At 70.1% G+C, this 13,231-nt stretch carries 12 protein-coding genes; 9 read left to right on the top strand and 3 right to left on the bottom strand.

What is annotated here, in order from left to right; genetic code table 11:
- Positions 1-577: 577 nt before the first annotated feature.
- The 8 genes from ABZV77_RS07230 (at position 578) to ABZV77_RS07195 (ending at position 9,884) form a co-directional block, all read left to right on the top strand.
- Entirely contained in the window at positions 578-1,567 is a 990-nt protein-coding gene (locus tag ABZV77_RS07230) for a malate dehydrogenase (protein WP_356251395.1), read from the top strand.
- Between the two features lie 103 nt (positions 1,568-1,670).
- Entirely contained in the window at positions 1,671-1,916 is a 246-nt protein-coding gene (locus ABZV77_RS07225) for a helix-turn-helix transcriptional regulator (protein ID WP_055566151.1), read from the top strand.
- Positions 1,916-2,449: a hypothetical protein gene (locus tag ABZV77_RS07220; protein WP_356251392.1), complete on the top strand. Its 534-nt coding sequence runs from the start codon at positions 1,916-1,918 to the stop codon at positions 2,447-2,449. Before ABZV77_RS07225 ends, ABZV77_RS07220 begins: the two co-directional genes overlap by 1 nt.
- Before the next feature lie 213 nt (positions 2,450-2,662).
- Positions 2,663-4,192 (top strand): aldehyde dehydrogenase family protein, encoded by a 1,530-nt coding sequence (locus ABZV77_RS07215; protein WP_356251389.1) that lies wholly within the window; start codon positions 2,663-2,665, stop codon positions 4,190-4,192.
- A gap of 122 nt (positions 4,193-4,314) precedes the next feature.
- Positions 4,315-5,850, top strand: coding sequence for a GMC oxidoreductase (locus ABZV77_RS07210; protein WP_356251386.1), 1,536 nt, complete (start codon positions 4,315-4,317; stop codon positions 5,848-5,850).
- Entirely contained in the window at positions 5,847-6,941 is a 1,095-nt protein-coding gene (locus ABZV77_RS07205; RefSeq protein WP_356251383.1) for a glycine betaine/L-proline ABC transporter ATP-binding protein, read from the top strand. Before ABZV77_RS07210 ends, ABZV77_RS07205 begins: the two co-directional genes overlap by 4 nt.
- Positions 6,941-8,917 carry an ABC transporter permease subunit gene (locus tag ABZV77_RS07200; protein ID WP_356251380.1) on the top strand — a complete coding sequence of 659 codons (1,977 nt, stop codon included), beginning with the start codon at positions 6,941-6,943 and terminating at the stop codon, positions 8,915-8,917. The genes ABZV77_RS07205 and ABZV77_RS07200 overlap by 1 nt, the downstream gene beginning before the upstream one ends.
- A 7-nt stretch (positions 8,918-8,924) precedes the next feature.
- Positions 8,925-9,884, top strand: coding sequence for an ABC transporter substrate-binding protein (locus ABZV77_RS07195; RefSeq protein WP_356252364.1), 960 nt, complete (start codon positions 8,925-8,927; stop codon positions 9,882-9,884).
- Between the two features lie 55 nt (positions 9,885-9,939).
- Here the strand turns inward: ABZV77_RS07195 and ABZV77_RS07190 are convergent, their stop codons facing one another.
- Genes ABZV77_RS07190 through ABZV77_RS07180 form a run of 3 tightly spaced genes read right to left on the bottom strand, consistent with a single transcriptional unit; the run spans position 9,940 to position 11,677 of the window.
- Positions 9,940-10,683: an isocitrate lyase/phosphoenolpyruvate mutase family protein gene (locus ABZV77_RS07190; RefSeq protein ID WP_356251377.1), complete on the bottom strand. Its 744-nt coding sequence runs from the start codon at positions 10,681-10,683 to the stop codon at positions 9,940-9,942.
- Positions 10,677-11,123, bottom strand: a complete 447-nt coding sequence (locus ABZV77_RS07185; protein ID WP_356251374.1) for a carboxymuconolactone decarboxylase family protein — start codon at positions 11,121-11,123, stop codon at positions 10,677-10,679. Before ABZV77_RS07185 ends, ABZV77_RS07190 begins: the two co-directional genes overlap by 7 nt.
- Positions 11,120-11,677: a carboxymuconolactone decarboxylase family protein gene (locus ABZV77_RS07180; protein ID WP_356251372.1), complete on the bottom strand. Its 558-nt coding sequence runs from the start codon at positions 11,675-11,677 to the stop codon at positions 11,120-11,122. Before ABZV77_RS07180 ends, ABZV77_RS07185 begins: the two co-directional genes overlap by 4 nt.
- 47 nt (positions 11,678-11,724) lie before the next feature.
- Between ABZV77_RS07180 and ABZV77_RS07175 the strand changes: the two genes are divergently transcribed.
- On the top strand, positions 11,725-13,173 hold the full coding sequence (locus ABZV77_RS07175) for a PLP-dependent aminotransferase family protein (protein ID WP_356251369.1): 1,449 nt from the start codon (positions 11,725-11,727) through the stop codon (positions 13,171-13,173).
- The last annotated feature ends 58 nt before the right edge of the window (positions 13,174-13,231 follow it).

Below are 13,231 nucleotides of genomic sequence, written 5' to 3'. Positions count from 1 at the left end.
GTTCGTCTGTGGGTGCGGGGCCGTGGGGGTATGTACGTACTCGCTATCCCTGCGCCGCGCCTGATGAGCTTCTGACTGTCAGGGTGTGCTCGGTGCTCCGTGCGCACATACCCCCACGGCCCCTCCCGTCTCGTACGCGCCTGCGGCCCGGCGGGGGTTGCCCCGGGTGGTCCTAGCGGTGCTCTCTTGGGGGTGAACTTGCTGGTCAGGGAACGGTGTTGGTGCCGTCGGCAGAAAGTTTGGGATCGGGGGGCATGACATGGGATCGCGAGGGCAAGCGAACCGTACCCCCACGGGAGTGGTCACACCCCCACGGCGGCCGCCACGCTCCCCCCCCCTCGTGGCGGCCGCCCCCTTTTTTTTGGGGGGCGGCGCAAGCTGTGGGCCGGGCCACACCGACCCGGCGGCGAGGTGTTGCCGGGGCGCGATAGCCTGACGGCGGATCTCTCTTGATGCCAAGAGATCGATCATCGAGAGGCGATCGAGGACTCGACGAGGCGTCGGCGGGGATCCAGGAACAAGGGGATCCACGTACGAGACCAGGGACCCCACCGCCAGCTGTCTTACGGAGATCGCCATGACCCGCACTCCCGTGAATGTCACCGTCACCGGCGCGGCCGGCCAGATCGGCTACGCGCTGCTCTTCCGCATCGCCTCGGGCCACCTGCTCGGCGCGGACGTGCCGGTCAACCTGCGCCTTCTTGAGATCACGCCGGCGCTGAAGGCCGCCGAGGGCACCGCCATGGAGCTCGACGACTGCGCCTTCCCGCTGCTGAACTCGATCGAGATCAGTGACGACCCGAACGTTGCCTTCGACGGGGCCAATGTGGCTCTGCTCGTCGGTGCCCGGCCGCGTACCAAGGGCATGGAGCGCGGTGACCTCCTCGAGGCCAACGGCGGCATCTTCAAGCCGCAGGGCAAGGCCATCAACGACAACGCCGCGGACGACATCAAGGTCCTGGTCGTGGGCAACCCGGCCAACACCAACGCGCTCATCGCGCAGGCCGCCGCCCCGGACGTACCGGCCGAGCGCTTCACCGCGATGACCCGTCTGGACCACAACCGCGCCCTGTCGCAGCTGGCGAAGAAGACGGGCTCGTCCGTCGCCGACATCAAGCGGCTCACCATCTGGGGCAACCACTCGGCCACCCAGTACCCGGACGTCTTCCACGCGGAGATCGCGGGCAAGAACGCCGCCGAGGTCGTCAACGACCAGGCCTGGCTCGCCGACACCTTCATCCCGACCGTCGCCAAGCGCGGTGCCGCGATCATCGAGGCCCGTGGCGCCTCGTCGGCCGCCTCCGCCGCCAACGCCGCCATCGACCACGTCCACACGTGGGTGAACGGCACGGCCGAGGGCGACTGGACCTCCATGGGTATCCCGTCGGACGGTTCGTACGGCGTTCCGGAGGGTCTCATCTCCTCCTTCCCGGTGACCGTGAAGGACGGTGCGTACTCGATCGTCCAGGGCCTGGAGATCAACGAGTTCTCGCGTACGCGCATCGACGCCTCCGTGCAGGAGCTCACCGAGGAGCGCGAGGCCGTTCGTGGTCTCGGCCTCATCTGAGATCTGAGATCACCCTCAACCGCCCCCGGCGGCCGCTTCGTGCGGCCGCCGGGGGCGGTTGGCGTTGTTGCACTTGTGATCAAGGATGTAGTACTTCTTATACATGAGCGAGCAAGTGCACAACAGGTTGGCGATGGTGCGCGCCGAGCGGAAGGTGTCGCGTCAGAGCCTGGCCGAGGCAGTGGGGGCCCACTACCAGACCATCGGCTACATCGAGCGTGGGCAGTACAACCCGAGCCTCGACCTCGCGCTGAAGATCGCGAAGTTCTTCGCGCTGCCGGTCGAGGCCCTGTTCTCCCTCGAGCCCTTTCGCCCGCTCACGGATCAGGTCTACGGGAGGAACGAATGATGATGAAGACCGATGAGCAGCGACCTGTTACGGGGTACGACCGGCGCATGTACGCGATCATGAACCGCCGCGAAGGTGCCTCGCTGCACGCCACCGGGGCCCGCCGCCGGGTCGTCGTCGTCACGCACATGGTGCTGACCGCGGTCGGCATCGCGTGCTGGCTCTACTCGGTGCTCGGCGACGAGCGCTGGGCCGTCTTCGGGATGCTCGGGGTCCTGCTGCCGTGGTGCGTGGCGACCGGTGTCATCAACGGTGCGACCCGTGGCCTCCTCGAACTGCGGGTCCGCGCCCTCGACGAGCGGCAGCGCGCCGAGAAGAACCGCGTGGCGGCCCGCGCGCAGTACGTCATGATGTGGCTCCTGCTGGCCGCGACCGTCCTGGTGGGCGGCCTCGGCCTCGCCGGGGTGGAGATCGAGGGGCTGATCTTCCCGGTGCTGTTCAGCGTGTTCGTCGTGCACTGGCTGATGCCGCTGTGGCTGGCCGGGCTGACGGCCGCCGATGAGCCCGCGGACGACCTCGCGGACGACCAGTGACCCGCGTCTTCTGAAGTCGCGCTTACGGGGGATTCCCGGGCGCAATGTTCCGATCATTTCGTCACCTGCAGTGACCGGGTGGGTATCGAGCGTATGTTTTGCTCCGAGTGCCCCCACACGCAGTGACACGGCGCACTTTCGGCCATGAGACAGGCATGGTTTCTCCCCCTCAGGGCAGGTGCACCCGGCTACCGCGAGTGACAGGCGGGGCATATGACAGGAACGGAAGGCAAACGGGACGTGTCCGCACAACAGACCATCCATGTGGGCGGAGAGTGGCGTGCCGCCACCTCCGGCGCCACCCGCGAGATCCTCGACCCGGCGGATGCCAAGCCGTTCGCCGTGATCGCCGAGGGCGGATCGGAAGACGCGGACGCCGCCATCGCAGCCGCCCGCAAGGCCTTCGACGAAGGCTCCTGGCCGGCCACACCGGTGGCCGAGCGCGCCGCGCTCCTGCGCCGCGTCGCCGACCTCCTCGTACGTGACCGCGAGGAGATCGGGCTCCTGGAGAGCCGCGACGCGGGCAAGACCCTCGAAGAGGGCCGCGTCGACGTGGACTGCGTCGCCGACGCCTTCCGTTACTTCGCCGACCTGGTGATCGGGGAAGGCGCCGGACGCGTCGTCGACGCCGGGTCCGACGACATCCACAGCGTCGTCGTGCACGAGCCCATCGGCGTCTGTACGATGATCACGCCCTGGAACTATCCGCTGCTCCAGGCCAGCTGGAAGATCGCGCCCGCGCTCGCCGCGGGCAACACCTTCGTCATCAAGCCGAGTGAGGTCACTCCGCTGACGACGGTCGCGCTGATCGAGCTGCTCGTCGAGGCGGGGCTTCCTGCTGGTGTCGCGAACATCGTCACGGGCCCCGGCCACACCGTCGGTGCGCGGCTCTCCGACCACCCCGACGTCGACCTGGTCTCCTTCACCGGTGGCCTCGTCTCCGGCACCAAGGTCGCCCAGGCCGCCGCGCTCGGCGTGAAGAAGGTCGCCCTGGAGCTCGGCGGCAAGAACCCCAACGTGGTGTTCGCCGACGCCTGTGCCACGGAGGAGGGCTTCGACACCGCCGTCGACCAGGCGCTGAACGCCGCCTTCATCCACAGCGGGCAGGTCTGCTCCGCCGGTGGCCGCCTCATCATCGAGGAGTCCGTCCGCGAGCGGTTCGTCGCCGAGCTCGCCCGCCGGGCCGCGAAGATCAAGCTCGGGCGCGGCACCGAGGACGGTGTCGAGTGCGGTCCGCTCGTCTCGCAGCAGCAGCGCGAGAAGACCGAGATGTACGTCGCCTCCGCCCTGGAGGAGGGCGCCGTGCTGCGCTCCGGCGGCAAGCGGCCCGAGCCGAGCGAGGTGCGCCCTGCCGAGGGGTACTTCTACGAGCCGACCGTGCTCGACCAGTGCCACCGCGAGATGAAGGTCGTGCGGGAAGAGGTCTTCGGGCCCGTCCTCAGCGTGGAGACCTTCCGTACCGAGGACGAGGCCGTCGCGCTCGCCAACGACACCGAGTACGGCCTCGCGGGCGCGGTGTGGACCAGTGACTCGGGGCGCGCCCGCCGCATGGCACGGCGCATGCGCCACGGCACGATCTGGATCAACGACTTCCACCCCTACCTGCCGCAGGCGGAGTGGGGCGGCTTCGGCAAGAGCGGCGTCGGGCGCGAGCTCGGTCCCGCGGGTCTCGCCGAGTACCGCGAGGCCAAGCACATCTACCAGAACCTGGCCCCGGAGCCGGTGCGCTGGTTCGCCGGCTGACCCAGGCCGCACAGAGGTACGCGCGGGGCGGGAAGTCCGCCCCGCGCAACACGTTCAAGCACCCCCCGCTCATTACGCGCAAGCACCTTGGCACGACCTCGCAGGAAGAGGAGCACGTACGCATGTCTGACCAGACCGAGTTCGACTACGTCATCGTCGGTGGCGGCACCGCAGGCTCGGTGATCGCGTCCCGCCTCACCGAGAACCCGGACGTCACCGTCGCCGTCATCGAGGGCGGCCCGAGCGACATCGACCGGGAGGACGTCCTCACGCTGCGCAAGTGGCTCGGCCTGCTCGGCGGCGAGCTGGACTACGAGTACACGACCACCGAGCAGCCCCGCGGCAACTCGCACATCCTGCACAGCCGCGCCAAGGTGCTCGGCGGCTGCTCGTCGCACAACACCCTGATCTCCTTCAAGCCCCTGCCGTCCGACTGGGACGAGTGGGAGGCGGCGGGCGCCTCCGGCTGGAACGCCAAGGCCATGGACCCCTACTTCGGCAAGCTGCGCAACAACGTCGTGCGCGTCGCGAAGAAGGACCAGAACCAGATCGCCACCGACTGGGTCGAGGCGACGAAGACCGCGCTGGGCGTCCCCGAGGTCATCGGCTTCAACGACAAGCCCTTCGACGAGGGCGTCGGCTTCTTCGACCTCTCGTACCACCCGGAGAACAACAAGCGTTCCTCCGCGTCCGTCGCCTACCTCCACCCCCACATGGAGGCCGGTGACCGCCCGAACCTCCACCTCTTCCTGGAGACCTGGGCCACCAAGCTGGAGTTGGAGGGCAAGACCGCGCGCGGTGTCCACATCCGCACCAAGGACGGTGTGGAGAAGCTGTTCACCGCCCGCCGCGAGGTGCTGGTCTGCGCCGGTGCCGTCGACACGCCGCGGCTGCTCATGCACTCCGGCATCGGCCCGAAGAAGGACCTCGAAGCCCTCGGCATCCCGGTCGTCCACGACCTGCCGGGCGTCGGCGAGAACCTCATCGACCACCCCGAGTCGGTCATCGTCTGGGAGACCAACGGGCCGCTGCCCGGCAACTCCGCGATGGACTCGGACGCCGGTCTGTTCGTGAAGCGGGACCCGGACCACAAGGGCCCGGACCTGATGTTCCACTTCTACCAGATCCCGTTCACCGACAACCCGGAGCGTCTCGGCTACGAACGCCCCGAGCACGGTGTGTCGATGACCCCGAACATCCCCAAGTCCCGCGCCCGCGGCCGTCTCTACCTGACGTCGGCGGACCCGGAGGTCAAGCCCGCCCTCGACTTCAAGTACTTCGAGGACGAGGGTGACTACGACGGGCAGACGCTCGTCGACGGCATCAAGCTGGCCCGCAAGGTCGCGCAGGCCGAGCCGTTCAAGAAGTGGCTCAAGCGCGAGGTGTTCCCCGGCCCTGAGGTCACCGAGGACGCCGAGATCAGTGAGCTCGTCCGCAAGGCCGCGCACACCGTCTACCACCCGGCGGGCACCTGCCGAATGGGTGCCTCCACTGATGAACTCGCCGTGGTCGACCCGGAGTTGAAGATCCGCGGCCTGGCAGGAATCCGTATCGCGGACGCATCCGTCTTCCCGACGATGCCCGCCGTGAATCCGATGATCGGAGTGCTCATGGTCGGGGAGAAATGTGCCGAGATCCTTGGTGGTGAGGGCCGATGAGCGAGGCCACCGTGACGACCACGGACCAGCAGCAGACGCCCGGTGACGGGCCCGTCTTCGCCGTCGAGAACCTCTGGAAGGTCTTCGGCCCCAAGGCCGAGCGAATACCGGGCGACACCTCGCTGCACGAGCTGAGCCCCGCCGAACTGCGCGAGCAGACCGGCTGCACCGCCGCCGTGCGCGATGTGTCCTTCGAGGTCAACAAGGGCGAGGTCTTCGTCGTCATGGGCCTGTCGGGCTCCGGCAAGTCCACCCTCGTACGCTGCCTGACCCGGCTCATCGAGCCCACCTCAGGCACCCTCGCCATCGACGGCGAGGACGTCCTCGCCATGGACAAGGCCCGCCTGCGCGAACTCCGCCGCCACCGCGCCGCCATGGTCTTCCAGCACTTCGGGCTCCTGCCGCACCGCTCGGTCCTCGACAACGTCGCGTACGGCCTGGAGATCCAGGGCGTCGGCAAGGCCGAGCGCCGCGCCAAGGCCCTCGAAGTGGTGAAGAAGGTCGGCCTTGAGGGGCTCGAACAGCGCAAGCCCGGTCAGCTCTCCGGTGGTCAGCAGCAGCGTGTCGGTCTGGCCCGTGCCCTCGCCGTGGACCCCGAAGTCCTGCTCTTCGACGAGCCGTTCAGCGCCCTCGACCCGCTGATCCGCCGCGACATGCAGGAAGAAGTCGTGCGCCTGCACCGCGAGGAGGGCCGCACGATGGTCTTCATCACCCACGACCTCAGCGAGGCCCTCAAGCTCGGCGACCGCATCGCCCTGATGCGCGACGGCCGCGTCGTCCAGGTCGGCACCCCCGAGGAGATCGTCGGCTCCCCGGCCGACGACTACGTCCGCGACTTCGTGCGCGACGTGGTGCGCGCCGACGTGCTGAGCGTGCGCAGCGCCATGCGCCCGGCCGACGCCGACGAGGAGAGCCGCGGCGCGGCCCTCGCGCCGGACGCCAAGGTCTCCGAGGCCATCGAGGCCGTCGCCCGCTCCGGCTTCCCGGTGCGCGTGATGGACGGCAAGCGCTGCCTCGGCGTCGTGGATCACGCGGCGCTGCTCGCCGTCGTCGCGGGCACATCCGGTGAAAAGGGCGAGGTGGTCGCCTGATGGCCACCGCCACCGCCTCCAGTCCCGTACGAGATACGGGAATCGGCGCGCTCCTTCGTCACCGTGCCGTCGGCAAGCTCCTGCTGCTCGCCGTCGCCGCGGCGGTCCTCGTGCCGATCGCGAACGCCAAGTGGGCCTCCGGCGCCTGGCCGGGCGCCCTCACCGTCGACCTGTCCGAGCCGTTCGGCAACGTCACCACCTGGATCGTCGACCACCGCGACAGCCACCCGCTGTTCGTGTACTTCTTCGGGCACGTCTCCAACGGCATCGTGGCGTCCGTGCGCGCCGTCTACCTGGTGCTCCTCGCGGGCGGCTGGGCCGGTGTCCTCGTCGGGGCCGCGATGGTCGCCTGGCGGGTCGCGGGCGTGCGCATCGCGGTGCTCACGGCCGCCTCGTTCGGCCTGTGCGGGCTGCTCGGCATGTGGGTGCCGACGATGCAGACCCTCGCGCTGATGGTCGTCGCCGTGCTCGCCTCCGTCGTGCTCGGCATGCTGCTCGGGCTCGCCGCCGGGCTGAGCGACCGGACGTTCCGCATCCTGCGGCCGGTCCTCGACACCATGCAGGTGCTCCCGGCCTTCTCGTATCTGCTGCCGGTCGCCATGGTCTTCGGCATCGGCGTCCCCGCCGCGCTCATCGCGACGGTCATCTACGCGGCTCCGCCGATGGCCCGGCTCACCGCGCTCGGACTGCGCGGCGCCGACCCCGTCGTCATGGAGGCCGTGACCTCGCTGGGCACCACGGGGCGCCAGCGGCTCGTCTCCGCGCGCTTCCCGCTGGCCCGCAAGGAGCTCCTGCTCGGCCTCAACCAGACGATCATGATGGCCCTCTCGATGGCCGTCATCGCGTCGGTGATCGGCGGCGCCGGTCTCGGTGACCGCGTCTACCAGGCGCTCGGCTCGGTCGACGTCGGCCAGGCCCTCTCCGCCGGTCTCCCGATCGTGCTGATCGCCGTCGTCCTCGACCGCGTCACGGGCGAGGCCGGGGAACGCCTCGGTGCGCACACCAAGGACACCTCGCCGCTGCGCGGCTGGCGCGGCTGGTCCGTGGCCGCCGCCGTGACCGTGGCCGTCGCGCTCGCCGCCCGCTTCGCCGACCGCCTCGACTGGCCGGAGAGCTGGACCGCGAACATCGCCGGTCCCGTCAACACCGGCCAGGAGTGGATCGTCGACCACCTCTACACCGGCATCCCCGTCGTCGGCGGCACCGCCGACTGGGCCGCGCACTTCACCACCTGGGTCCTCAACCCGACCCGCGACGGACTGCAGTGGCTGCCCTGGTGGTCGGTGCTGCTCGTCGTCGCCACCCTCGCCTGGCTGATCGGCACCTGGAAGACCGGGCTCACCGCCGTGCTCGCGATGGCGGGCATCGGGGTCCTCGGCGTGTGGGACAAGTCCCTCGACACGCTGTCGCAGGTGCTCGCCGCGGTCGCCGTCACCGTGGTGATCGGCTTCGCGATCGGCATCGGGGCGGCCCGCAGCAAGCGCCTCGAGCGAGTGCTCCGGCCCTTCCTGGACGTCCTCCAGACGATGCCGCAGTTCGTGTACCTGATCCCGGCGGTGGCCCTCTTCGGCGTCGGCCGTGCCCCCGCGGCCTTCGCGGCCATCGCGTACGCGGTGCCCGCCGTCATCCGCATCACCACGCAGGGCCTGCGCCAGGTCAACCCGGCGGCGATGGAGTCCTCGAAGTCCCTGGGCGCCACCACCTGGCAGCAACTGCGCCAGGTCCAGCTCCCGCTGGCCCGCCCGACGCTGCTGCTCGCCGTCAACCAGGCGGTCGTCCTCGTCCTCGCCGTCGTCGTCATCGGCGGCATGGTCGGCGGTGGCGCGCTCGGTTACGACGTCCTCTACGGCATCGCGCAGAACGACCTGGCGGTGGGCATGATCGGCGGCATCGCCGTCGTCTGCCTCGGCCTGATGCTGGACCGGGTGACGCAGCCCACCGAACGTCGGGACCGCAGTGCGAAGAAGGGAGTCTGACATGCGTATGCGTACACGAGTGATCGCTGCCGCGAGCGCTGGTGCGGCTCTCCTCGCCCTCTCGGGCTGCGGCAAGGCCGACATGACCAAGCAGGCGTCCCCGTTCGCGAACGCGGCGGGCGCCAAGACCGTGACGCTCTCCGTCCAGTCCTGGGTGGGCGCCCAGGCGGACGCGGCCGTCGCCGGGTACCTGCTCGACCACGAGCTGGGCTACCGCGTCGACAAGGTCCAGATCGACGAGGTCCCGGCCTGGGACGCGCTCAGCCAGGGCCGCGTCGACGCGATCATGGAGGACTGGGGCCACCCGGACCAGGAGAAGCTCTACATCGACGACAAGAAGACGGTGGCGCGCGGCGGCGACGTCGGCGTGACCGGCCACATCGGCTGGTACGTCCCCACGTACTTCGCGAAGAAGCACCCGGACGTCACCGACTGGAAGAACCTCAACAAGTACGCCGACGAGTTCCGCACCCCGGAGAGCGGCGGCAAGGGCCAGCTGATGGACGGCTCCCCGTCGTTCCTCACCAATGACAAGGCCCTCGTGAAGAACCTCGGCCTGGACTACCAGGTCGTCTTCGCGGGCTCCGAGGCGGCGCAGATCACCCAGATCAAGCAGTTCGCCAAGCAGCAGAAGCCGTTCCTGACGTACTGGTACAAGCCGCAGTGGCTCTTCGAGAAGGTGCCGATGACGGAGGTGAAGCTGCCCAAGTACAAGGAGGGCTGCGACGCCGACCCGGCGAAGATCAAGTGCGAGTACCCGCACACGCCCCTTCAGAAGTACTTCAACGCGGACTTCGCCAAGAAGGGCGGCGACGCGGCGGAGTTCCTGAAGAACTTCAAGTGGTCGGAGGCGGACCAGAACGAGGTCTCCCTCATGATCGCCGACAAGAAGATGTCGCCGGACGACGCGGCGAAGGCGTGGATCGACAAGAACGAGTCGAAGTGGAAGGCATGGCTGCCCAAGTAGCGGTCCGCTGACGCCTCATGGTGCCGGGCTCCCGCTGGACGGGAGCCCGGCATCGTCATGCCCGGCCCAGCTCCTCGGTGATCCCGCGCAGCGCCGCCATGGTGCGGCGCAGCAGACCGGGACCGAACGTGATCCGCGTCGCGCCGAGCTCGCCCAGCTCGGGCAGGGTGGGGCCGTCCGGCAGCGCAAGCACGTTGAGCGGTCCCTCGATGCCCGCCCGCAGCGCGGGGATCGCCTCGGTCGGCGCGAGGATCGGGTAGACGCAGTCCGCGCCCGCCGCCACGTACAGGCGGGCCCGCTCGATCGCCCGCTCCGGGTCGGCGACCCCGCGGACGAACGTGTCGACGCGCGCGTTGATGACCAGCCGGTCGCCCGCCGCATCCCGCACCTGCGCCAGCCAGTCCGCCTGCTCCTGGGGGTCCCGGAGGATGCCGGTCGAGCCCTTGCCCTCGTAGGAGTCCTCAAGGTTGCAGCCGACGGCGCCCGCTTCGAGGAGGCGGTCCACCAGTTCCTTGGCCGCGAGGCCGTAGCCGGTCTCGGCGTCCATGGTCACCGGCACGTCGACGGCCCGGATGATCCGGGTGACCGCCTCGAACATCTCCTTGGGCGGCACCTGTCCGTCCTCGTACCCGAGGGAGAGCGCGACGCCCGCGCTGGGCGTGGCGAGCGCCTCGTACCCCGCCTCCTGGAACACGCGGGCGCTCGCGGCGTCCCACGGTCCCGGCAGGACCAGCGGGTCGCCGGGCGCCCGGTCGTGGTGCAGGGCGCGCAGCGTGTCGACGGGGCGGGGGGTCACCATGCGGGGCCTCCGGGCTCGATGCGACGGCTGACCATCAGCCGGTTCCAGCTGTTGATGACGGTGATCACGCCCAGCAGATAGGCGAGTTCACCTTCGGTGAAGTACGCGGCGGCCCGCTCGTACGTCGCGTCGGGCACGGAGCCCTCGGTGAGGACGGTGACGGCCTCGGTCAGGGCGAGGGCCGCGCGTTCGCGCTCGCTGAAGAGGTCGCCCGCCTCGTCCCAGGCGTTCAGGAGCGCGATGCGCTTGGGGGTCTCGCCGTGCTCCAGGGCGACGTCCACGTGCATGTCGAGGCAGAAGGCGCAGGCGTTGATCTGCGAGGCCCGCATCATCACCAGCTCGGCGAGGACCGGATCGCCGAGGCCCTTCTTCGCGGCGGCGCTCAGCGCGCTCATCGCGCCCGCGACACCGCGGTCCAACTGCGTGGTGCGAGCGCTCACTTGGCGTCGCCCGCCTTGTAGTGGCCCGGTACCTGGCGCGTGCTGACGCCGAAGCGGTTCCACGCGTTGATGACGGTGATCGCGGCGATCAGCTGGGTCAGCTCCGCCTCCTCGAACTGCGCGGCGGCCCTCGCGTACACCTCGTCCGGTACGAAACCTCCCCCAGAGCCGAAAGCCTGGGAGGTGCCCCCAGTGAGCACGGTGATCGCCTCGGTCAGTTCGAGCGCGGCGACCTCCTTCGCCGTGTAGAAGTGCTGAGACTCCTCCCAGGCGCTGAGCTGGATGATCCGCTCGACGCTCTCGCCCGCCGCGATGGCGTCCTTGGAGTGCATGTCGAGGCAGAGCGCGCAGCGGTTGATCTGCGAGGCGCGGATCTTGACGAGCTCGTAGATCACCGGGTCGAGGCCCTTACGGGCGGCCGCGTCGAGCTTGATCATGGCCTTGAAGACCTCGGGGGCGTGCTGGGACCAGGCGAGCCGCGGGGCGTGCTCGTGGACGTGGGTGCCGGAGGCGGCGGTGGGTGCGGTGTTCGGGGTGGTCACGTTCGCGTTCATGGTGTCGACGGTACGGAAGGAGTAGCCCATGGGTATGGTCCATTTCCATGGGAGAAACGTGGGCCACTCTGGGCGTCGACCTTCATCTGGAGACCGGCGGCGACGCGTCCCGCAACGGCGTCCGCAGGGGCCTGACGGACGCCCTGCGGGAGGCCGTGCGCGGCGGCCGCCTCGCCCCCGGCACCCGTCTGCCGTCGTCCCGCTCCCTCGCCGTCGACCTCGGCATCGCGCGGAACACGGTCGCCGACGCGTACGCCGATCTGGTCGCCGAGGGCTGGCTCACCGCCCGCCAGGGCTCGGGCACCCGCGTCGCGGAGCGCGTCGTCACGCCGCCCGCGCGGCCCGCGCCGCCCCGCAGGACGGGCGGTGCGCCGACGTACGACCTCACCCCGGGCTCGCCGGACCTCGCGACTTTCCCGCGCGCGGAGTGGCTCAAGGCGGCCCGGCGCGCGCTGGCCGCGGCTCCCCACGCCGCGCTCGGGTACTCGGACCTGCGCGGCCGCGTCGAGCTGCGCACCGCCCTGGCCGGGTACCTCGCACGGGCGCGGGGCGTGCACGCGGACCCCGACCGCATCGTCATCACGGCGGGGTTCGTGCACGCCCTCGCGATCGTCGGCCGGGTGCTGCGGGCGCGTGGTGAGGGGGAGGTGAGCGTCGAGTCGTACGGCCTCGACCTCCACTGGAACCTGCTGCACCACGCGGGCCTGCGCACGGTCCCCCTCGCCTTCGACGAACTCGGCACCGACGTTGCCGGGTTGAGCTCCGGTTCCGGTTCCGGTTCCGGTTCTGGTTCTGGCTTCGGCTCCGGTTCCGCGAAGGCGGTGCTTCTCACCCCCGCGCACCAGTTCCCGATGGGAGTGCCGCTCCACCCCGACCGGCGCGCCGCGGCCGTCGACTGGGCGCGGCGCGAGGGCGGGGTGATCATCGAGGACGACTACGACGGGGAGTTCCGCTACGACCGCCAGCCGGTCGGCGCGCTCCAGGGCCTCGACCCCGAGCGCGTGATCTACCTCGGCACGGCGAGCAAGTCCCTCGCCCCCGGCCTGCGCCTGGGCTGGATGGTCCTGCCGTCCGGCCTGCGCGACGAGGTCCTCGCCGAGAAGGAGGCCGCGGGCGCGTCCTGCGGCGCGCTCGACCAGCTGACGCTCGCGGAGTTCCTCACGTCGGGGGCGTACGACCGCCACGTACGGGGCGCACGGCTGCGGTACCGGCGCCGCAGGGACCAGTTGGTGGAGGCGCTGGCGGAGCGGGCCCCCGAAGTGCACGCCACCGGCATCGCGGCCGGGCTGCACGCGGTCATCGAACTGCCGCCGGGCACCGAGCAGTCCATCGTCCAGGCCGCCAACTGGCAACGCCTCGCGGTCCACGGCATCACGGACTACCGCCACCCGCTCGCGGTGACACCACGGGAGGACGCGCTGGTGGTGGGGTACGGGACACCGGCGGAGCATGCGTGGGCGGGGGCGTTGGAGGCGTTGTGCGGGGTGTTGCCGTGAGGGTCGGAAATTTCAGCCTCTCCGGCGATTGAGGAGCGGGGTCCGGGGTGGAGCCCCG

This window comes from Streptomyces sp. NPDC004732, assembly GCF_040609235.1.
In the GTDB taxonomy this organism is placed as follows: domain Bacteria; phylum Actinomycetota; class Actinomycetes; order Streptomycetales; family Streptomycetaceae; genus Streptomyces.
This window is presented reverse-complemented; position numbering and strand designations above follow the sequence as displayed.